The organism is Sphingomonas sp. DC5200-1 (assembly GCF_049897245.1).
GTDB lineage: Bacteria > Pseudomonadota > Alphaproteobacteria > Sphingomonadales > Sphingomonadaceae > Sphingomonas > Sphingomonas aquatilis.
This window is the reverse complement of sequence record NZ_JAFCVW010000019.1, coordinates 1-20,885: the sequence shown is the minus strand read 5'-3', so window position 1 is coordinate 20,885 and position 20,885 is coordinate 1. Positions and strand designations below refer to the sequence as shown.

Sequence of the window (20,885 nt, the reverse complement as noted above, 5' to 3'; positions counted from 1 at the left end):
TATGGATATCCCATCGTCATGAACTATGGGGTCATGTACGAGTCAAATATCGACGAAAAATCTTCGCAATTCCGCGGTGGCATGAACAAGCTTGTCAATATCGCGCGGGTGTTTACCCCTGCCGATACCTCGGTTGTCACGCCGAACAGTGATACGCCCTATTCCATGCTTCAGCTCGACCTCCGTGCCGAGCCGATGGTTATTTGCGTGCCCAGGATACCGAAGGAGCGATACTACAGCGTCCAGCTCGTCGACATGTACAGTTTCAACTATGGCTATATCGGCAGCCGCGCGACTGGCAACGACGCCGGCTGCTTCATGGTTGCAGGGCCCGACTGGGCAGGGCAGGCCCCTGCTGGCATCAAGAAGACCTTCAAGAGCGAGACACAGTTCAGCCTGACGATTTTTCGCACGCAATTGTTCAACGCCGCCGATATCGACAATGTGAAGGCAGTGCAGGCCGGCTATTCTGCTGTCCCGCTGTCGACGTTCACCAGGACGGCAGCCCCGGCCGCGTCTCCGGCGATCGAATGGCCGACGATCGACGCAGAAAAGTCAAAGACCGGCTTTTTCAACTATCTCGGCTTTGCGATGCAGTTCATGCCGCCCGTGGCCGGCGAGGCCGAAACCCGTGCGAAATTCGCCGCGATCGGGCTGGAACCCGGCAAGCCCTTCGCCATCGCGGCGATGCCGGAACCGCAAAAACGCGCCATCGCCGCCGGCATGAAGTCCGGGCTGCAGAAAATCGAGGCGGCCAAGGCCGGTATCGGCAACAGCGTCAACGGCTGGAACGTTGCCCTCATCGAAAACAACCGCTCGGCAATCGCCGGCAACTGGCTGCAGCGCGCCGCCATCGCCAGCGCCGGGATTTATGCCAATGATTATCAGGAGGCCCTGTATCCGATGGCAAAGGCTGACCAGGCCGGGGCCATGCTCGACGGGGCCAAGGCCCGCTACACGATCACCTTTGCAGGCGACGCGATGCCGCCGGTGAATGCCTTTTGGTCGGTAACGATGTATGACGGCAAGACCCAGTTGCTGATCGATAATCCGATCGATCGCTATCTGATCAATTCGCCGATGCTGCCGAAGATGATCAGAAACGCCGACGGCGGGGTCACGCTGTATGTGTCGAAAACGTCACCCGGAAAAGGCAAGGAAGCCAACTGGCTGCCGGCACCCGACGGCCCGATCTACATGGTCATGCGGCTTTACTGGCCCAAGGATGCTGTAAAGGACGGATCATGGCAGCCGCCGGCAATCGTCGCCGAACCGCTATGACACGCTAAAAGTCGACCTTGGCCCTCAGCCCTAGATAAACGGCTGTGGCCACGCCGCGCACCACCGGGTCGATCACCTGGCCGGTGGCCGTGAGGCGCAGGTGCTGGCCGACCTGCGCGGTATAATAGATTTCGCCGCCCTGTTCGTCCTTCACCGGCAGCAGTTGCTCCAGGCCTGTTTCCACCCGGCGGGTCAGCGAGAACCGGAAATAGCCGTTGCGAGCGTGCGCCAGCCCGTTCATGGTCCGCTCGCGGATCATGGCACGCTCGAACTCGGCGAAGGCTCCAAGCATCTGTGTCATCAACCGGCCCGGCGCGGTGGTGGTGTCGATCGCCTCCGTCACTGATCGGAACCCCGCGCCTGCGGCGGTGATCGCCTCAAGGGTGAACAGTAGATCGCGGAGCGAGCGCGATAGCCGGTCGAGTTTCCACACCACGAACACGTCGCCGGGCCTCAACGCGCCGATCGCGCGCGCCAGCTCGGGACGGTCAGCTCGGCCACCCGATGCCTCCTCCTGGTAGATGGGATCGCACCCCGCATCGCGGAGCGCGCGAAGCTGCGGGTCTATGTCCTCTCCATCCACGTCACGGGCGTACCGTTGACCGACTCCTGAATGGCGACGTGGGTCATGGCCTCATGCTGGGTCGCGCCGTGCCAGTGCTTGTGTTCGGCGGGGCACCACAGGATGTCGCCGGCGTGGAACTCCAGCTTCGGTCCCCCCGCGATCTGCGTCCAGCCTACACCGTCGGTGACGATCAGCGTCTGGCCGGCAGGATGGGTATGCCAGGCCGTGCGCGCACCTGGCTCGAAGTGGACGATGGCGCCGGAAACCCTTGACGGCTCCTCGCGCTGAAACTGCCCGGTGATGGTCGCCTTGCCGGTGAAATACTCGGCAGGACCGTCCACGGTCTTCATGTCCGCCTTGCGCTCGATGCTCATGCCTGTCGCTCCTTGCTGCGCCTGTGCGCCCACGGGCAGCAGCAGCGTGGCGAGGCACATGCCGATCCTCATCATGGTTGCCGCCCTTCCGATCGTTCGACCGCCACGATGACGATCGCTCCGAACCGTAATTTAGGGTGCCGAAGGTGCTCGCATTAGCGCCGTGACCAGCAACGAGACGATGAATACCGCTCAACAATGGGCTAGAGGGTTGCCATGCAACCGAGCCGGGCAGACCTCGCCGACTTCGCCTACTTTCTGGCAATCGCCAGGCATGGCAGCTTTCGAAGCGCAGCCGCGTCGATGGGCGTGACCACTTCGGCGCTGAGCCACGCGATCACGGCGCTAGAGGGACGGCGCGGCGTTCGATTATTGAACAGAACCACGCGCAGCGTGACGCTGACCGCGGCGGGTGAGGAACTTCGAGCACTTATCGAAAGTCCCATGCAGGCCATCGCAGCGGCAAGCGACAACCTCGAACGCTATCGCGACACGCCGGCCGGCCGCGTGCGGATCAATGTTCTGGAGGATGCGGTCGAGCTGCTGCTCAAGCCGGTCATGCCGATCTTCGTGGATCGCTACCCGGATGTCGCGATCGACATCAGCGTCACCAATCGCATGATTGATGTCGTCGGCAGGGGGTTTGATGCCGGTATCCGCTATGGCGGCACGGTGCCCGAGGACATGATCGCGCAGCGATTGTCCCCTGACTTACGCTGGATCGCCGCGGCCTCCCCGACATACCTTGGCCGGTTCGGTGCGCCGAACGATCCGCAAGACCTCAAAAACCATCGATGCGTCGGCATCCGCCTGGGGAACGATCAGGTCTACCATTGGGAGTTCGAGCGTGACGGCAACGAATGCACTGTTGCGACGCCCGGTCCACTGACGGTCGATGGCAGTCACGCTGCCGTGGCGTTCGGGCTATGCGGTGCCGGCATCGTTTACGCGACGCAGGCTGCACTCGCCCCGCACCTGAAAAGCGGAGCCTTGCAGCCTGTCCTGCAGGATTGGGCGAGCGCAGGCAGCGGCTTCCACGTCTACTATTCCGGACGCCGGCATCTTCCGACCGGGCTGCGCTTGCTGATCGATCTCATCAGAGAGGTGCAGCCGTTGAGGGATTAGCCCCTTCCCGATTAGGAACCTCCAACGGGACGACCGTCACCGGCACAAAAACGCGCCCTATCCCCGCCGGGGCTTTCCCAAAATATGTTCCCGAAATTCGCTGTTTGAGATGGGATAACGGGACTCATGCTGGTTGGTTATGCGCGCGTCTCGACCTCCGACCAGGACCTGACGCTACAAACCGATGCGCTGACCAAGGCTGGCTGTGAAAAGCTGTTCACCGACAAGGTGAGCGGCGCGAAGCTGAACCGTCCCGGTCTGACCGAAGCTCTCAATTTCGTGCGGGCCGGTGACACGCTGGTGATATGGAAGCTCGATCGCCTTGGCCGTTCGATCGGGGGCCTGATCGAATTGGCGGCAGACTTGTCCGCTCGCAAGATTGATTTCCGGTCCCTGACGGATGGTTTCGACACGGCCACTCCATCCGGTCGGCTGCTGTTCCATATCCTCGCTTCCGTCGCAGAGATGGAGCGCGAACTGATAAAGGAGCGGACGATTGCCGGTTTGGCAGCGGCACGGGCCAAGGGCGGCACGGGCGGAGGCCGCAAATCCGTCATGACGCCCGACATGCTCGACACAGCCCGCAAGCTGCTCAAGGCCGGCGACAAACCCGCGAAGGTCGCGAAGCTGCTACAGGTCGGCCGTTCCACCTTCTATCGCCCCTTTCCTGCGGCCGAGCGTGAACCCGGCTAACCAGCGTCAGAAGATCGTCGCGTAGTAGGATTGCTCGAACCGGCCCCGACTGATCCGGGCCATGTGGTCTATCCGTTCCGGCACCGGGGACGGGCGACGGGTCCGGGCCGGTTTTGCGTCGGTGCGGGCCAACAGCACGAGATTGGCAATGGCTGCACCCAATAGAAACTCTTCCTCGGCACCGCGCAGACCGCGAAGGTGCAGGCGGGTCAGCCCTCGCTTGCCTTTGGCATCGGCGAACACCCGCTCGACGCCCCGACGCAAACGCATCGACCGCTTGAATAGCGGCGTCTGCATCTCGCCGCGTACCAGCTCGCGCACGTCCTCATGTTCGCTGTGCGTAACCGACCTGCTCCTGCCTGAAGTGCATTTCCGTTTGAGGTGACAGGCGCGGCAATCGGCAGGACTGGCGCTGTATCGGAGAAAGCCAGCCCGACGATCGGCACCGCGAAAGGGAAGTATCTTCCCTGCGGCGCAGACATAGCGGTCCTGCTCCCGTTCATAGCGGAAGGCTTCGCGGGGGAATTTGCCCTTGGTCTGTTCGGATCGTTCCAGCACCGGGATATGCGGGATGGTGCCGCGATCGGAGACGAACGCCAGGAACGCGGCGCTGCCATAGGCGGTGTCAGCCGCGACACGCTTTGGTCGGTAGCCGAACCGATCGTCGGCCCGTGCCAGCATGGTCCGCCCCGCATCGACTTCCGCCGCGAAGCGGGCGGGACTGGCCTCCACGTCGATCGCCACCCCTCCCGGCGTGTCAATCAGTACATTGAAGGCATAGCCGAACCGGCCCCGCGCCGTGCGCGCCGACCACGCCGACGCGGGATCGGTGCGTGACACCTCGGCCGGCTTGCCACGCGGTACGCCATGTTCCTGCGGTGGAGCATTGGCCTGATCCGCCAGCCATTCACAAACCGGGCGGGGAAGCCTGGGCGCGGCCATGTCGGCGTCCCGCATCTTGCGCTGCCAGCTTGCATCGGCCGCGACGAATGATGCGTCGATTGCGGCATCCTTGTGGGCGATCAGCCCCGCGTCGGCGCAGCGCCGCACCGTCTGCTCAAACAGGATGCGAAAGACGCCAGCATCGCGAAAGCGGCCATGCCGGTTCTTGCTGAACGTCGAGTGGTGCGGCACGGGCGCGTCGATCGGCAATCGGCAGAACCAGCGATAAGCGAGATTGAAGCGGACTTCCTCGCACAGACGGCGTCCCGACGTGATGCCGTAGAGGCGAGCGATCAGCGCCATGCGGATCAGCAGTTCGGGCGCGATCGAGGGGCGCCCACGGCAACTGTAGTGCGGGGCGAACGCATCGCGCAGTTCACCCAGGTCGATCAGCCCGTCTATCCTGCGTAGGATGTGATCGGCAGGGATCATCGCTCCCAGCGCCCGCCAACTTGCGCCCTTGCCGCCTCGCTGTTGCTCACCCATCATGGCCGCTGCTCCCGATGTGTCGAAGCAGGGAACCCGTTAGGTACGCGATCGGATCACCCCGCCTTTTTCAACAGCCCCGTCCGCTTGTGACACCAGCTTGCTCCCTAGCTATTTCAACGGTTTGTAGGTGTCATAAACCCGGCTGAGAATATCCGCTTCCGGAACCGGTACTTGCGTCTGCTAGGACCGCCTTTGGGTCGGTTGCCGACTGGCAGTTTGACGGCCGCGAGGACCCAATGCCGGTCGTTCGCTGCCGTTTGGCGGCGTCCCGAAAGCGGCCGTTCGTTCAGCTGACACGCTACGGCCGAAACTGGGCCGACAACGGCCAGTCCGCTTTTAATTCGAAAGCAACAAAAGCTGACCTGCCGATCACGTAACTCGAACGGATACTTCTAGACCGAAGCGGGCGGAGGTATCCGGACGGCAAGCACCGATAACGAACACCACTAAGGTAAGTGGCTAATCAAAGAAGCCATCCCGCTCCATCGCCTCTGTCAACCGCGCCGCCTTCTCTGACGTATCAACATAGGGCGACAGAATGGGCCGTTGCGCAAAGAGATGCCGCCAAATCATTCGCAGATGGCCAGGTTCGAACTCTACATCGACATGCACCGTGGGCACGGTCGCGGCGTAACGCTGCACCAGGTCGTCGCAAGAGCGGTCTCGAGCAATATAGAGACGATAGCCGAACTGGGCGACCGTCCTGTTGATCTTGCGAACCTTCGCCTTGTCGCTCAGCACACGGTGCCGCTTAACGCTGTTTGCCGGACAGAGGCGCGTCGATCCTCGTAGCACCATATCTGCATCGATCGGGAAAATGAGCTCGATCTCCCCATCCTCGGGGTAGGGTATGCGGGCATGAACTGGTTGGTCGGGATCGTAGAAGCAAACTGGATTGTCGGTGGTCAGGAACGGCAAATCGGTCTTGTTGTGGAGGATCTCAAAGCCCATCCGAAAGGCCAAATCGCCGCTACCCATAATGTCCTCGGGCATATTGGCCAGGCTCTGCTCGGGATTGACGCCGACGGGGACAAGGCCAAATCGCCGCTACCCATAATGTCCTCGGGCATATTGGCCAGGCTCTGCTCGGGATTGACGCCGACGGGGACGCGGTCGAGCTTCCCAGCATATTCCGCCAGATCCGCGGGCAGCGCCCCGATCGCTTCTAACGTCTGGATCTCCGTGCGCATCCTTTGTGCCAGCAGATATTCATGTCGTTCACGCGCCGCCGGCACACGCGCCATTAGGATCGCAACCATTCCAAGTAGATTGAAGGAAATAGCCGGCGACAGGCGCTTCGCACGCGCGGCGGCGACAGTGACAGGCCACACCGTCTCTACACGATTCCAATGGTCTTCCCAGGACGTGTCATCACGTCCGCCATCCTTGGACGGTACCGAATAATATAGTTTGCGATATCCGATCGACCAAAGCTGTGAAGGCTGCGGATCGTCAGGCTTGTCGTCGTAGTAAGCCCAGACTCGGCCGTCTGGGCCTGTGAAGCCCTCCATATAGGTGATCGACAGATAGTGATGTTTGCGAAGCCTTCTCCCGGCTCCACCGCTACCGGCGTTGAGTTGACTGAAAGGAACAACGTCGCCGTCAGTCGGGACTTGTCCCCAATTCCAACGCAACATCGATCTTCGAGGAAAACGCATTTAATTCTCGACGCTCTAGAAATGGTCACTTGGCAGTCGCCGCGGCGCCGCTCAACGAGCGCCGATTGATCTCGCAGTTCCTAATTCTTCTCGATTAGCGAAGCGCGAACACCCATTTCCTCGATGATGGCACTGATCCGATCAATCACTGGGCCGAGCGCCACAGCCCTAGCGCTGGCTTTGTCAGCAGTTGCATAAGGAAGCGGCGTCAGACCCTTGAAGTCGGACGGCAGAGTCACGTCGGTGCGTTGCGGCACCAGCAAGAGAGTCCGATGGCGGCCAAGGCGAGACATGAAAAAGCCGAGCTCGAAGATGACGTTGTCCCGAGGGACCGCCGAGGTCTTGCCGCGGGCTGTGACGAGATCATCTGGCTCGCAGAGCGCAACGCCGAAGTCGGCAACGTTGACCTGCTCCTCCAAGGCTTCGATCGGATAACCGCCGGCTGGAAAGATCATGTCGTCGCTCCAGATCTCAATATCCGCATCGTGCGAAAGGCCGACGCGAATGGATTTGGCGATCGGGAGCGCCTCTGCAGAGCAGATCATGAAGACCCGGGGGCGAACGTTCGCACGGTTGACGAAGCGATTCCGCTGTTCGAGCCGTCCAGCAAGATCCTGGGCGACCAGGCGCCACATCTCGGGATGCGCTTCACCGACCTCAGCAAACTTCTCGTAGCCGATTTTCAAAGTGACCACGTTTTCGACCGCTTCGATGGTCGCCGATCGGCCGACACTGGGATTTATGGCCGACATCTCGCCAACGGTGCAGGGAGGCTCGCGGTGATAGAGCCGCACCCCGTTGATGATGATCTGACCTCGACCGGACAGCAGAAAATGCACCGACCGGTCGCTATCGCCTTGCTCAATGATATTCTTGCCCGCAGTGAATTCGACCAAGTCCCCGGCATCGGCAAAGGCCGCAGCGACCGTCTCGTTGCCGCGAATAATCTTCTGCCCAAGCAGCGCGTCGATCAACACCGCGCGATCCTCAAATCGTTTCTTCATGCCCAATCGCTCCTCCTGTTGATGTCGTTACTGCGCCACCAACTTGACCACTTCCAAGGCCATAAGGTTAACTTGCCGGAAAGGGTCGGATCATCGGCCGGCCTCGGCTGAATGCGGATCTCGACCTGCGTCGGCACCGATCCCGGCGCGAATGCCGTTGCGCCAAGTTCGATGCGCTCGCCGCCGTCGAGGCGGATGATGAGCAGGACCGCGAATAACGGCGCGTCGGCACCGTCTTCTACGATCAGCTGCATCTGCGACAGATCGGTCGTGCTCGGAACCGGCAGGTAGAGGGGATGGGAATGCCACTCGCCCAGATAATTGAAGCGCGCATAGTCGGCCTTGGTGCGGTGGAAGAAGCTCCGCATGAAGCGACGATGCTTCTTGGGATGGCGAACGAAGCAGCTCTCGGTTCCGCCTGAGCGCTGAACCGACAGATCGACCACGCGGAATTCTTCGTCTGCAACGTGCTCGCCCACAAGCACACCGCCGATTTCGCGGGTTCCGGCGCGCGACAGCGCATTTCCGAGCTTCGCGATGAGATCAGGCGGCAGCGTTACGATCATGACGTTCCTTGATCAGGCGCTGCACGATTGCCAAGCCGTTCGGATCCATGGCCGGCGAGGCTTCCAGCTCCGGTTGGCCGAGGTCGATCGGAAAGGTGTGGAACGGCTGCAGGAAAAGCCATTCTGCCTTCAGCCCGATCAGATAAGCAGATACGGGAAAGGCCGACTCGCCGCGCGACAGGAGCGTGTCGATGGCGAAGCGTGTAGCGTGCGCTGCGATCACGGCAACGTCCGCATCATCGGCGATCATCGGGCCATTCAAAGCGTCGATCCCATACCCCGCGGTCGCGCGCGGTGCGATAACGTTCTTCTCCGCGCACACTGCTTCGATCCGCGCTCGCGCAATCTGCGGCGCAGGATCGAGACCAGGCCGCGACCGGGCGATCATCCCGCCGAACCCGCCACCATAAATCTCCAGCCACAGGAGCGGCTTCTGGGCTGCGGCGACAACCGACCCGAGCAAGTTAAACACGCGCGGATTTGCGGTTGCATCGACGATCAGGTCACAGGTCTGCAAAAGGGCCAGTACGCCGTCGATGCTGCCGCTGCTCTCCTGTCCGGCGAGCTGCTGGCGTCGCACGGTGCACTTGGCGGCTGGCGCAATCATCTCGATCCGGCGCTTCAGCCCCTCGGCCTTGTGATCGCCGACCGCGTCCCAGTCGAGATCGTGCCGAACGAGATTTTCGGGAAGCATCACGTCGTCATCGATGAAAAGGAAATTGCCGACGCCGCTACGGGCGAGGCTGGTCGCAATCTTGCCGCCCGCCGAGCCACACCCGACAAGACCCACAGTCATGGTTCCAAGGGCCGCCCGAGATGGCTCCAAGCGGCCGTCACTGCCCTCGGGAAGGCATTTGAATTCTGTGACGGTGTCGGCCCCGTCCTTCACCCAGAACAGACGGGCGACGCCGTCTGCATGCACCAAGCACATGTCCAGCACGTCAGAGACATAGCCGTCGGGATAGCTGCAGCCAGCTTCTGCCAAGGCCTTTTTCAACCCGGACGCAGTTCCCACCGCAGGAATCGGCATCTCCGCTGGTAGAATGGCGACATGCCCTTTCAGGGTCAGGCTGGACGCCTTGAGAGCTTCCGGAACCGTCGGGTCACGCCAAACAGCGTCTTCATCGCCGACAGTCAGCGGGATCACGACGTGCGTTGTCGAGCGCATCAGAAAGTCCATCGGCAGCAGTTGCGCGCCTGGCGTTGCGTCGAGCTTGCTCGCAAGCGACCGGGTCAGGACAAAGCCTACGGCCGAGGCGCGCAGTTGCTGGCCCAGGCTCTCGACATGGCGCGATGGCAGGACCGGATGCGCATCGGCATCATTCGGCGTCTCACCGTGCAAGAGTCGGTAAGCACTCTCGACCATCTGGGCACCCGTGATGTCGGGCGTCCAATTGTCCGGACCCCATTCGAGGCAAAGTTCGCCGCGCCCCCATTGGTGCTCCGACCAGCGGTCGGGGGATTGAGGAAGAACCGAGATCGGGGTGTAAGGAAATGTCTGCGGATATGTCAGCCGTATCGGATAGCGCTTAGTGCTGATCTCGATTTCGGCATCGAAGCAAAGCCGGACTTGATCGTCAAAATACATGCTGGCGACGGTGAACCAGGCCTCCCGCCCCTCAAGGTCGGCAAGGGCCGCTTGTTCGGATGCCAGGCGGCCCAGATCACGCATGTACCACATCAGGCGAAGCCCGCCGGCTTGGTCGGCGTAGCATCCCGGTTCGGAAAGCGGAATGCGCTTGGCGCCGCGGCGGCCGGCGCGGCAATGATCGGCTCCAGAAGCGCCACCGACATCGCGGCCTTCGCGACCTTCGCGGCCGCAGCCGTCGCATCCCCTTCGTCGGCGAGTTCCTCGAGCGCCACCTCATAGGTCAGGCCTGACCGCTTTCGGCTGGATCCGAAAATCTCCTGTCCAGCTTCGGAGCACCACCCATAAGCAACCGCCCCGACCGCGGTTTCATCCCCGGCGCAACGACGCTGTTCACGCTCCGAAGCCAGGATGGCCCGTCCCGTTGCGCAGCGGATCATCGACCCCTTCATGCCTAGGCGCGTCAGTGCGACGGGACCGGCATCAAACCCGATCGCGATCCCCAGGCCGGCAACGTCAATGCCCTCGTCCTCGAGCAACTCCAAAGCGCGGTCGAAGCCGCTGCGCAGTCCGCCCGCGCACAGGATTGCCGCGCTCGCGCTTGCTTCGGTATCGGTGGTCTGCGCGGTGCCTTCGCCGATGACGCCGTGGACGCAGTCGCCGATAAACCGGATTTTCCGCCCCCCAAAATCCTCGGTGAGGACGGCGTCGAGTTCAGCGCGCAGCACATGCAGTGTCCGCACGACGTCCATTGCGTCATCGTCGTCGTCGATATGGTCGGCGACATAAGCGGTGAAGCCGTCGATGTCCGCGTAGATCGAGATCGCGTCGTTGCGGCGCGAATTGCCAGGCGTCAGCACCTCCAGATCGAGATCGGCAAACGGCGGCGTATGCCCGCTAAACGAAAACTTGCCGATCGGATTGGCATCCAGATCCTTTTTCCAATCCCGGACGATGCCATCGGCGGTCACGGCGAGCGCCGCTTCCTCTTGGCTCTCGCCCACCTCGGCTGCAGTCAGCGCGCTGGCATCTTCGTCATCCACCTCATCTAAATCGATGGCGCCGCGCGCTTCGTTGGACAGATAGATGCCGGTGGCAGTTCCGCCCCCGGCGCGCTTGGCGGCATGGTTTGCCGGCACGCCCAGGAAGAGCGGCTCGGAGCTGCCACGGCGGCCGTTCCGCACTGCCAGCGCCAGGCCCGTATCAATGCCGACCCTGACCTTTGCCGCTGGAATCTTCTCGTCACCATCCTCGCCGGTTTTGGTCAGGACGTCCATCATCAGCTGACCGATCGCCACCGCCTTGTGCACGCGCGCGGCCTCGTCGCCATACGGCTTGGCGACCACCAGGTGCAGCCGCTGATTGTGGAAATCGACCTGAATCGCATCCACCGCGGCGATGATCCGGTAGACGGCGCGATAATGGAGGTTGAGGAAGCGAAGGGTCCTCTTGTGGCACGTCTCGCCTTCGACCTCGGTCGACTGCAGCATCTCGCCCAAGTTGAGAATGTCCGCATAAACATGGACGCCGTCGACGCGATACGCCTTGTTCCTCGCGAGTCCATGCAGGTCGGTATCGCGCACATAGTCCTTGATCTCGACCGTCTCGACCTCCTTCATGCGGGTGGCCACCCGCTTGTCGGTCGTCTCGCTCTTCCACACCTTTTTCGCCATGATACTGAAATCCCTCTTCTTTTCTCCACTTGAGCCAAGTGCCAGCAGATTTGTTGGCATTCCATAAACCATGTTTTTCCATTTGCCAACAAAATTGATGGCAGCTACGGGTTTTCATTGGTGTAGGTTATGGAGCGACGCTGACGATGGCGTATAAATTCAATCCGGCCTTTCAGTCCGATGATGAGGCCGTATCGAATTTCATCGTTCGACAGCCCGAGCTTGCAGAGACCCTGACGATCCTGCGCGGGGAGACGGCGGCGCCGCGAGTCATTCTGGTCGCACCGCGAGGTGCTGGGAAGACCACCTTGTGCCGGCGCGTGCTGGCTGAAATCAGGACCGACGAAACGCTGCACGCATTGTGGCAGCCGATTTTCCTTGGCGAAGAAAGCTACACGGTCACCACGCCGGGGGAATTTTTCCTCGAATGCCTGTTCTATCTCGCCGATGATGCCGGCGATGTGACCCTTAAGGCTCGGCACCGCGAAGCGGTAACGATCGCCGACGAGACAATCCTGCTGCAGCGCTGCCTGGAGATCTTGCGCGAAGTGGCGGCAGCAGCTGGCAAGCGGCTTCTTGTGGTTGTCGAGAACTTCCACATGCTGCTGAACGATCAGATCGGCAGTGACCGCTCAATCCTTCTGACCGCCTTGGCCGACGATTCGCTCTTCGGTGTACTCGCGACTTCCGTTGCGCAATCGGCCGACGAGAGTTCGCGCCGCCCCCTCGACGGCTATCGCATCCTGCCGCTCCGGCCGCTGACGCTTGAGGAATGCCATGCGCTATGGGCCTCCCTTACCACGCACGACGTGCCGCGCGCCCGCATCCGACCGTTGCAGATCCTGACCGGCGGCAGCCCGCGACTAATCCATATTCTCGCGGATTTCATGCGCACACCCTCGCTTGGCGATCTCATGGAAAACCTCAACCAGCTGATCGATCAGAACACCGAATATTTCAAAAGCCAGCTCGACACGCTCCCGGCGGTAGAGCGGAAGGTGTTCGCTGCACTGCTCGACGCCTGGGATCCGAGCACCGCAAAGCAGATCGCGGAGGCAGCGCGGGTCAACGTCAACACGGCCTCCGCCATGCTTGGACGGTTGAGCGACCGCGGTTCTGTGATCAAGGAGCAAGGTCGCGGACGATCGGCGCTCTATTACGCCGCCGAGCGGCTGTTCAATATCTACTATCTGATGCGGCGGCGCAGCCATCCTTCGAGCCGGGTCCGCGCGCTCGTCGCCTTCATGACCGAATATTATGATCGGGACGAACTGGTCGCGACGACAGCCAAACTCGTCGACGAAGCTTGCCGGTTCGAGCCTGCGAAGCGGGCCGATTATCACTGGGCCTTCGATGCCATTTTGACGGGGCAGCCCGAGACGGTGCGCGCGCGTATCCTAGCGCAGACGCCCGCTGATTTCCTTCAGTCCCTGCGTCAGGACGGCTTGCCGGCCGAAGTCGCGCCAAGTTTGATCGAAGCGGAATTCGAGGAGAGCGACGGCGATGCCGCCGTCGAAAGACTCCTTCGGGAGGCACGCGACGCGTTCGAGAGCGACGATACCGAACGGGCAAAGGCTTTGCTCGCTGAGGCCGCCGCTATCAGCCCGTCGAACCCGATGCCATTCATACAATTGGCGTTCACGCATCTTCAGCTCCACGAACATCAGGAGTCTATTCGCGCCGCCGAGCGTGCCGTAGAACGAGAGCCGGACAATCCCGGCACGCATTCGATGTTCGGGCTGATGCTGTCGTTCGCCGACCAGACTGCGGCAGCCGAGGCTGCCTTCAATCGCGCGTTGGAAATGGACCCCACCTGCGCGCCGGCCATCCTTCATCTGGCGCGTTTGCGCGACCGGAATGATGATGAAGATGGTGCGCTCTATTTGTATCGCAGGGCGGCTGCGCTCGGCGAGCTGACAGATGACGCGGCGGCGCACTTTGCCAGAATTCTGATGCGTCAGGACAAAGAGGATGAAGCAGAGACAGTGCTTCGCCAGGCACTCGAAGATCATTCTGATCGTTCCGATGCCAGGCATCTCTTGGCCAGCCTGCTGAGCGGAACCGGTCGAGCGCCAGAGGCGATAGCGCTGCTCCGGGATGTGGCCGAGCACGGCGACGATTGGATGGCTTGGGCCGATCTCGGTGCCTTCCTCTCAGCTGAGGGAGAATTTGCCGAGGCGCGCGCTGCACTCGATCGGAGCATCGCGACCGGCGCCGATAGCCCTGTGATCTACCGGATGCTGGCAACTGCCATGCGCAATTTGGGCGAACCTTTCGAAGCGATTGCCAGGGTAGCCGACGCAATGCTGGAAAAGCATTCCGACGATGCCTGGGCATGGATTGCGGCCGGAGATATTTATAGCGCGAGCCGTCAGCGAGATCGCGCCGAGAAGGCCTATCGTCACGCCACGACCCTCGAGGATGGCGAGCCGGCTTGGGTCAGGCTGGCGCGCCTGCTGATGGAGAAATCGGCTTCGGATGCCGAGGCAGAGTCCGCACTGCGGAAGGCCGTCGAGGCAGTCCTTGAGAGCGGCGCATGCGGTCCGATGCGCGAAGTTGCCGAGCTGCTCGTCCATCATGGCGACGATGACGACGCGCTCGAATTGCTGAACGAGGCGCTTGCCGCAAATGAGGACTGCTATTGTAGCCTCGTGCTCCAGGGGGACATCGCGGCGCGCCGGCGCGACGAGGATGGTGCGCGCGAACATTTCGAAGCTGCCCTGGCCCTAAATGACATTGGCGTATCGGCTCTGACGGGACTGGCGCGTATCTCTTCGCCTTCCGAAGCCCAGGCATTGATTGGCCGGGCGATGGAGGCTGACCCCGGCAATCCCAAATGCCTGTTGGCGCGCGCGCAGTTGACCGATCGCGAACTTCAATCGCGGATCGAGGACGGCTCCGAAGCACTCAAACGCGACCCCGATCTGACCGAGGCACGGCTCTTTCTAGCGCCGCTCGAAGCCAAGCGTGGCGACATAGAGGCGGCGATCGCCCATCTCGGTGCCGCGCTGCCGGAATTGGAGACGCGGCGTGAGCTCATCCCGAGCTTTGTTGACACAAGCCTGGAGCTTGCCCGTGTTGGCCTTAGTGCTGAGTTGAGCGCGTTGCTCGACTCCGAAGAGGGCCGGACCGTGGAGCCGCTCTCGATAGCGTTGAAGCTGGATCGAGGAGAAACGCCGGCTGTTGCCAAAGAAATTCAGGAAGTTGCGCTTGATATTCTGGAGCAGCTTCACGCCAACGAGCGATAAGCGGTGACTTCTTCGAGATGGTGATTGTCTTGTCGAGAAGACGCGGTCCGCTGTGATGTCAGGCGGGCCGTGCCGATGTCGGACCGGGTCGTGGGGACGAACGCGGCAAGACCGGGGGAAATAATGGCGAAGACCAACTTGCTGATCGTCGGGGCAGGCTTTTCGAGCAATGCCGGCTTGCCGCTCGCCAGCCAGTTTACCGTCGAGCTGCTCAAGACCGCCGGGCTGAACAAGAATGGCCCGAGCCGCGCGCAGGTCGCGTTCCTGCGTCAATTCGTCGATCGCACCTTCGGCGAAGGCAGTCGGCGCAGTGCAAAGGAGTGGCCTGAGCTTGAGGATATGCTGACGATCATCGATCTGTCGGCCAATAGCGGCCATCATCTGGGCAAGGACTATTCAGCGTCACAACTGCGCACCGTACGCCGCGCGATCCTGGTGCGGATGATCCGGATGCTGGAGCAGCGCTATAGCGCGGGTGAAAAGGCGGCCGACGCGAATTGGCAACGGCTGGAGACCTTCTTCAAGCGCTTCGATGCGAGCGATTGCGCGGTACTGAGCATGAACTGGGACACCGTGATCGAGCGCGGGCTCGAGCGGACCCAGAAGCTCACGCGCTTCGATTATGGCTGCGAGGCGCGCCCCGCGCAATTTGTCGGCGAAAGGCTCAAGCGCCGGACTTTGCGATCGGTCAAGGAGGTTCGCCTGATCAAGCCGCACGGCTCGATCAACTGGCTCTATTGCGATGCCTGCCGCGAAACCTTCTGGGTGCCGCCGGACGAAGCCGAGGATGTCGCGCGGACCCTGTTCGGGACGCGCGACTGGGAGCTTCTGCGCGAAGCCGCGCTGATCAGCAAGATCCCCAAAACGCGCGACCCGGCCTGCCCGCACTGCACCAGCCGGGCGATCGGCACGCGCTTTGCGACCTTCAGCTACCGCAAGGCGCTCGATTTTCCGATGCACACAGCGAGCTGGCGCTCAGCCGAGCGCGACCTCAAACAAGCGCTGCACTGGGTATTCATCGGCTATTCGATGCCGGGCGCCGATTATGAGTTCAAACAGTTGCTCAAGCGCGTGCAGCTTGGCGAGCCGATCCGCCCGACGATCACGCTGATCACGGCTGGATCGGGTGCCAGCGAGACGGTGCAACGCTTCGAGAAATTCTTCGGCAAGGTCGATAAGGAGCGGTTCTACTTCGAGCACGGCCTCGACGGGCCGGCGCTCGCGCATCTGACAAGTATCGGCGTTCTGCGCGCTTGAGCCGCTGGCGCGAGGCTGTTAGCGGAATGGTACCAGGTACATATGTCGACCGGCGCTGAAACCCACGGGCCGATCGGCGGCCCGGGTCGGACCGCGGCTGGATGCTGGGTGGGCCATTTCGCTAGTGACCATGCCGTTGGCGCGCCTCACATCCGCCCGAGCGCGCAGCTGCGGTGCGGCCGGACGCAATCTCGCCTAGCACCTTCAGCCCGACCGCGCAGCCACGCGCCGCCTCATAAAGGCTCATCGCCTCGACCAATTTCGCGCCAGAATGGCGGCGCACGCTTGCCTGCCGGCGCATGCTCGTCACATGATCAAGGCGCCCGGGCAAAGACTGCGGCGCGAAATTCCACTGGGAGGGACATCGACATGGACATTGCGATCGAGATCGAGGCTGACGACGTACCGCCGCTGCTCGCGCAAGCGCAGGCCGAGCAGATCGAGGTGGAGTGTTTCGAGCCCAAGCGTTTTGGCGGCGTTGCAGAGCTCGCCGTGGTGGTGGTGCCGATCGCGGCGGGCACGTTGCCCTGGATTACCAAGATCATCCTCGCGCGCATCGCGGCCAATCGCCATGTGAAGGTCAAGGTGAACGGGATTGAGATCCAGGGGCTTTCGGCAAGCAACACGCAAAAATTGCTGGCCGAACTGCTTGCTGACCAGGCCAATGCGTCGCCGCCTGCGCCGCCCTCGTCTGCGCCCGGCGTTTCGCCCCCCGGCAAGCGCAAGGCAAAGCTTGGACCAGGGGTCGATTGATCGGCGGCCCGGCATGACGCGCAGCCCTCAGACCTACCTCGCCGCCACCCGCCGGCTGCGCGATGAATTTGTCGCGCGCGGCTATTATGCCAAGTTGCACCAAAGTATCCGCGCCGCGATGGCCGGCTTTGCGCCTCTGCCCGATCTCCATGTCACGTACAGCACCGAGCGAACCTGCGAGACGCTCGATCTCACCGGCGGGCGCATCGTCATCTACGATCAATATCTCGGGCAAACCTTCAACCAGCTCAACCGGCTGCATCTCAATGGCAGTGACCCCGAGGATATGACGACCTATGGCTGCAAGCTGCTCGCCGAGCGCGCGCAGCTGCTTGGCTGTCTTGAACAATCGCTGGCCTTCGCTGCTGCCTATCGCGTTCGTCAGCACGAGGCGAGCAATGCCCATCGCGAAGATCGCGACCTCAAGAAGCGGCTGGAATGGACGCTGATCCAGGAAAGCTATGTGGTCGTGCACGAGCTGTTTCACAGCGTGCTGCACCGCGACCCGGCCTGGCGGGCGGCTGCGATCCGTGACGCGCGCGCGGATCATTATCGCAATCGCCTGTTGCCGATCGTACAGCGCGCGGCGCGCGAGGGTGAGGGCGACACGGCGTATCGGGGCTCGCTCGGCCGACAGATCGCCCTGTTCCTGACCAGTGACGCGCTCGTCGAGGAGTGTGTCTGCGACACGCTCGCGGTGCCGGTGATCTGGCTGATGTTCAAGGACCAGTGCGACGTCAGGACGATCCGCTCGGCAATTTTCTTCGCGCTGCGCAATTTGCGCCTGCTCGCGTTGATCAACCATTATGGCGATACGCTGCTGCCGGGCGAACATGGCCGCGACGTGCTCGAGCCTTATCTGGTGCGCACGGGCTTCCTGCAATGGATGATGCAGTCGTTCGAGCCATTCACGCGCACGGTCAGCAGTGACTGGGACGATGCGCCCTTCATGGCCGAGCAGGAGCGGCACGAAACGCTAATCGCCGATCCGGTCTATGGCAGGCTGTGGGGCTTTGTCGAAGATCTGCGCGCAAGGTCGTTCGCACCGCCCGACTACCGCGCGGCAAGCGAAACTCATGCACGCATCGACATTCTGATCGGCAATGCGCGGCTTCGTCGCCCCAGTGAAGCCCATGGCGAAGCTTATTTCACCCATGATCTCGGCACGCTCGATCCCAATGCCTATGCCGCGCGCAAGGCGACATTTCTCGCCGAGGTCGATGCGCAGGAAGAGCTCGATGACCACGGCACGGCGGCGGCGCATGGCGCCAATGCGCCGGATGCGGCCGGGCCGCGCGCAGCTGTGGGCAAAGCAGCGGCACCGGCCGAGCGCACGGACGTGGAGGCAGACGCTGACGCGGGCGCGCCAGCCAGTCATTCGGCAAGCCGAGCGGGCAGCAAGTCCGAGCTCGCCGAACCTCAACCGCGCGCGGCAGGCAGCGCGGCGGCGCGCCGAGCCAAAGACGCGACTGGGCTAATCGGGGATCGTCCCGCATGAGCGATACCCAGCCCGCTGCCGCGGGCCACAGCGGTCATTGCGCTGGCCTTGGAGAAATGTCCGCTTTCGGGATCAGCGCGCGCCGGTTTGAATGGCCATGATTGGGGCGCAAAGCTGCCGACCGGCTGAGCCTGAACGAATGGCAGCTTAGCGCTACCGGGCGCCCGAAAGCGGCCGTTCCGCTTTCCACCAATTCCTGACATTTGATCGCTGCTGTCTTAGCCCCCGGGTGCGTGGCCGAGGAGGTCACGAAGGAAGGGCAGCGGCTCTTACCGCCAGACGCTTCAGCCCGCGTCCTGAGCCCCTTGGGACGTAGCCGCTTCACGCCTGGGCGACGCGAGGCGGCGTACAATTCAGCCGTTGAGCTTGTCCTTGACGGCTTTTGCAGACACAAAGGCGAGCTTCCTGGAGGCGGCAATCTGCATGGCCTCGCCGGTGGCGGGGTTGCGGCCTTCACGTGCCGGGCTGTCCTTGACCTTGAACTTGCCAAAGCCGGCGAGCGAGACCTCGTCGCCTGCGGCCGCGGCGTCGACAATCGCGTTAAGGACGGCATCGACAAGCTTGCGCGCATCGGCATTGCCCATGCCCTGTGCATCGGCAATGCGCCTGGCGAGATCGGCGTTGTTCATGGATTTGCTCCCTGCAGGAATGGGACAGCCGCTATAGCCGGTATCGCGCCTTGGTCACCAGTTACCATGGCGGCAAGATGCTCGCCCCACGCTTCAAGCATGCGCCGGCGCGGCGTCAGGTAGAGCGCGGCATTGTACGCCCCCCTCACCTCGTCGCGCTCGACATGGGCGAGCGCCATCTCGATCCAGTCGGGCCGGTAGCATTCAGCCTCGTTCGCCCAGGTGGACGCGAGGCCACGAAAGCCATGCACGGTCTGGCGCCCGCGATACCCCATGCGGTAGCAGGCGTAGATCATCGTGTTCTGCGAAAGCGGTTTGCCGACCTTCTCGCCGGGAAAGATGTATGCCCCCTCGCCGACCATCTTCATCGCCCTGAGGATGGCGACCGCCTGCGGCGACAACGGCACGAGATGCTCCCGCTCCATCTTCATGCGGGCGGCGGACACGCGCCACACGGGCTCGGGGCCGTCGAGCCCCTCGATCTCATCCCAGCTCGCCAGCCGCGTCTCGTTGGTGCGCGCCCAGGTGAACAACGTGAACAGCAGCGCGGCACGCGTGATGGCACGCCGGCGTGGGTTCTCCTCACCGTCATAGGTGTGGATGGCGCGTACCAGCGCCGGCAGCTCGCGCGACGCGACCCGCGGCATGTGCTGTGTCCTCGGCCTTGGTGCGAGCAATTGCTCGAGATGCTCGGCCGGGTCCGAGGCCGCCCAGCCATGCGGGATGGCAAAGCGGTAGATCTGGCTGACATGCTGCTTGAGGCGCCGGCTGACATCGAGCGAGCCGCGTGCCTCGACGGCGCGCACCATCGCCAGCACGTCAGCCGGGGTCACGCTCCTGACGTCGGCCTTGCCAAGCGCCGGGAAGGCGTCGCGCTCGAGGCGGGCGAGCAGCCGGGCTGCGTGCCCCGCGTCGAGCCGCGGCAGTCGATGCCTGTGCCAGGCCCGCGCCACCTCCTCGAAGCTCATCACGGCGTCGGGCTTGTCCCTGGCGCCGGGGTCACGCCCCTGCCCCAGCGCCACCTTGGCCTCGGCGCGCTTGAGGCGCGCCTGGGCCAGGCTGACCCCGGGATAGGCACCAAAGGAGAGCAGCTTCTCCTTGCCGCCGAAATGGTACTTCATCCGCCAGAGCTTCGAGCCATTGGGGCGGACGAAAAGGTACAGCCCCTCGCCATCGGTGAGCTTGTAGTCCTTCGCGCGGCGGGTGGCGTAGCGGGCTTCCAGTTCCTTCAGCGGCATCGTGGGGTACTCCAGCGGGGCTGGAGGGTATCGGCCACGAAAATACCCCGTTATGCAAATCGACGTCCTGGCATCGGGCGGGGTCGGCTGAGACGCTATAGAGCGCCCGGAGGGCGGCTAAACCATTGCAAAATGGCACAAAAAAACCGTCCTGGGTTTTCCCGGGACGGTGTGGCGTGTGATGTGTTGGTTGCGGGGACAGGATTTGAACCTGTGACCTTCAGGTTATGAGCCTGACGAGCTACCGGGCTGCTCCACCCCGCGCCAAGGACCATCAAAGTGGGCTTTGATGGAGTGTCCGTTG

17 protein-coding genes and 1 tRNA gene are annotated in these 20,885 nt (G+C 62.6%); 6 read left to right on the top strand and 12 right to left on the bottom strand.

What is annotated here, in order from left to right; all coding sequences use genetic code 11:
• On the top strand, window positions 1-1,281 hold a 1,281-nt coding region (locus ACP7A3_RS20290; protein WP_426290048.1), incomplete at its 5' end, for a DUF1254 domain-containing protein.
• A gap of 4 nt (window positions 1,282-1,285) precedes the next feature.
• On the opposite strand, the gene ACP7A3_RS20285 is transcribed toward ACP7A3_RS20290, so the two are convergent.
• Window positions 1,286-1,864 (bottom strand): recombinase family protein, encoded by a 579-nt coding sequence (locus ACP7A3_RS20285; protein ID WP_426256994.1) that lies wholly within the window; start codon window positions 1,862-1,864, stop codon window positions 1,286-1,288.
• Complete coding sequence (locus tag ACP7A3_RS20280) at window positions 1,846-2,280, bottom strand: (R)-mandelonitrile lyase (protein ID WP_426257168.1); 435 nt, start codon at window positions 2,278-2,280, stop codon at window positions 1,846-1,848. Before ACP7A3_RS20280 ends, ACP7A3_RS20285 begins: the two co-directional genes overlap by 19 nt.
• Before the next feature lie 156 nt (window positions 2,281-2,436).
• Here ACP7A3_RS20280 and ACP7A3_RS20275 point away from each other — a divergent pair, with 156 nt between their 5' ends.
• The gene (locus ACP7A3_RS20275) at window positions 2,437-3,345 is read left to right on the top strand and encodes a LysR family transcriptional regulator (RefSeq protein WP_426256992.1); all 909 of its coding nucleotides are present in this window, start codon (window positions 2,437-2,439) and stop codon (window positions 3,343-3,345) included.
• A gap of 126 nt (window positions 3,346-3,471) precedes the next feature.
• Complete coding sequence (locus ACP7A3_RS20270) at window positions 3,472-4,038, top strand: recombinase family protein (RefSeq protein WP_426256991.1); 567 nt, start codon at window positions 3,472-3,474, stop codon at window positions 4,036-4,038.
• Between the two features lie 6 nt (window positions 4,039-4,044).
• Here ACP7A3_RS20270 and ACP7A3_RS20265 read toward each other — a convergent pair whose 3' ends face one another.
• The 7 genes from ACP7A3_RS20265 to ACP7A3_RS20235 form a co-directional block, all read right to left on the bottom strand.
• Window positions 4,045-5,469, bottom strand: a complete 1,425-nt coding sequence (locus ACP7A3_RS20265) for a transposase (protein ID WP_426256990.1) — start codon at window positions 5,467-5,469, stop codon at window positions 4,045-4,047.
• A 459-nt stretch (window positions 5,470-5,928) separates the two neighbouring features.
• The gene (locus tag ACP7A3_RS20260; RefSeq protein ID WP_426256997.1) at window positions 5,929-6,471 is read right to left on the bottom strand and encodes a DUF4238 domain-containing protein; all 543 of its coding nucleotides are present in this window, start codon (window positions 6,469-6,471) and stop codon (window positions 5,929-5,931) included.
• Window positions 6,375-7,106 carry a DUF4238 domain-containing protein gene (locus tag ACP7A3_RS20255; RefSeq protein ID WP_426256989.1) on the bottom strand — a complete coding sequence of 244 codons (732 nt, stop codon included), beginning with the start codon at window positions 7,104-7,106 and terminating at the stop codon, window positions 6,375-6,377. The genes ACP7A3_RS20260 and ACP7A3_RS20255 overlap by 97 nt, the downstream gene beginning before the upstream one ends.
• Window positions 7,107-7,207: 101 nt before the next feature.
• Window positions 7,208-8,131, bottom strand: a complete 924-nt coding sequence (locus tag ACP7A3_RS20250; protein ID WP_426256988.1) for a TIR domain-containing protein — start codon at window positions 8,129-8,131, stop codon at window positions 7,208-7,210.
• On the bottom strand, window positions 8,128-8,697 hold the full coding sequence (locus ACP7A3_RS20245) for a Mov34/MPN/PAD-1 family protein (RefSeq protein WP_426256987.1): 570 nt from the start codon (window positions 8,695-8,697) through the stop codon (window positions 8,128-8,130). Before ACP7A3_RS20245 ends, ACP7A3_RS20250 begins: the two co-directional genes overlap by 4 nt.
• Window positions 8,675-10,369, bottom strand: coding sequence for an E2/E1-associated domain-containing protein (locus ACP7A3_RS20240; RefSeq protein WP_426256986.1), 1,695 nt, complete (start codon window positions 10,367-10,369; stop codon window positions 8,675-8,677). Before ACP7A3_RS20240 ends, ACP7A3_RS20245 begins: the two co-directional genes overlap by 23 nt.
• Before the next feature lie 8 nt (window positions 10,370-10,377).
• A complete protein-coding gene (locus ACP7A3_RS20235; RefSeq protein WP_426256985.1) occupies window positions 10,378-11,958 on the bottom strand; it encodes a transcriptional regulator in 1,581 nt (526 codons plus the stop codon).
• Window positions 11,959-12,104: 146 nt separating this feature from the next.
• On the opposite strand from ACP7A3_RS20235, the gene ACP7A3_RS20230 reads away from it, so the two are divergent.
• The 3 genes from ACP7A3_RS20230 (at window position 12,105) to ACP7A3_RS20220 (ending at window position 18,714) form a co-directional block, all read left to right on the top strand.
• Window positions 12,105-15,206 carry a tetratricopeptide repeat protein gene (locus tag ACP7A3_RS20230; RefSeq protein WP_426256984.1) on the top strand — a complete coding sequence of 1,034 codons (3,102 nt, stop codon included), beginning with the start codon at window positions 12,105-12,107 and terminating at the stop codon, window positions 15,204-15,206.
• A 123-nt stretch (window positions 15,207-15,329) separates the two neighbouring features.
• A complete protein-coding gene (locus ACP7A3_RS20225; protein ID WP_426256983.1) occupies window positions 15,330-16,463 on the top strand; it encodes a hypothetical protein in 1,134 nt (377 codons plus the stop codon).
• A 595-nt stretch (window positions 16,464-17,058) separates the two neighbouring features.
• Window positions 17,059-18,714: a hypothetical protein gene (locus ACP7A3_RS20220; protein ID WP_426256982.1), complete on the top strand. Its 1,656-nt coding sequence runs from the start codon at window positions 17,059-17,061 to the stop codon at window positions 18,712-18,714.
• A 353-nt stretch (window positions 18,715-19,067) separates the two neighbouring features.
• Here ACP7A3_RS20220 and ACP7A3_RS20215 read toward each other — a convergent pair whose 3' ends face one another.
• The 3 genes from ACP7A3_RS20215 to ACP7A3_RS20205 all read right to left on the bottom strand — a co-directional run bounded on the left by ACP7A3_RS20215 (window position 19,068) and on the right by ACP7A3_RS20205 (window position 20,845).
• Window positions 19,068-19,343, bottom strand: coding sequence for an HU family DNA-binding protein (locus tag ACP7A3_RS20215; RefSeq protein WP_426256981.1), 276 nt, complete (start codon window positions 19,341-19,343; stop codon window positions 19,068-19,070).
• On the bottom strand, window positions 19,340-20,581 hold the full coding sequence (locus tag ACP7A3_RS20210; protein ID WP_426256980.1) for a tyrosine-type recombinase/integrase: 1,242 nt from the start codon (window positions 20,579-20,581) through the stop codon (window positions 19,340-19,342). Before ACP7A3_RS20210 ends, ACP7A3_RS20215 begins: the two co-directional genes overlap by 4 nt.
• 187 nt (window positions 20,582-20,768) lie before the next feature.
• A tRNA-Met gene (locus ACP7A3_RS20205) sits at window positions 20,769-20,845 on the bottom strand.
• Window positions 20,846-20,885 lie beyond the last annotated feature (40 nt).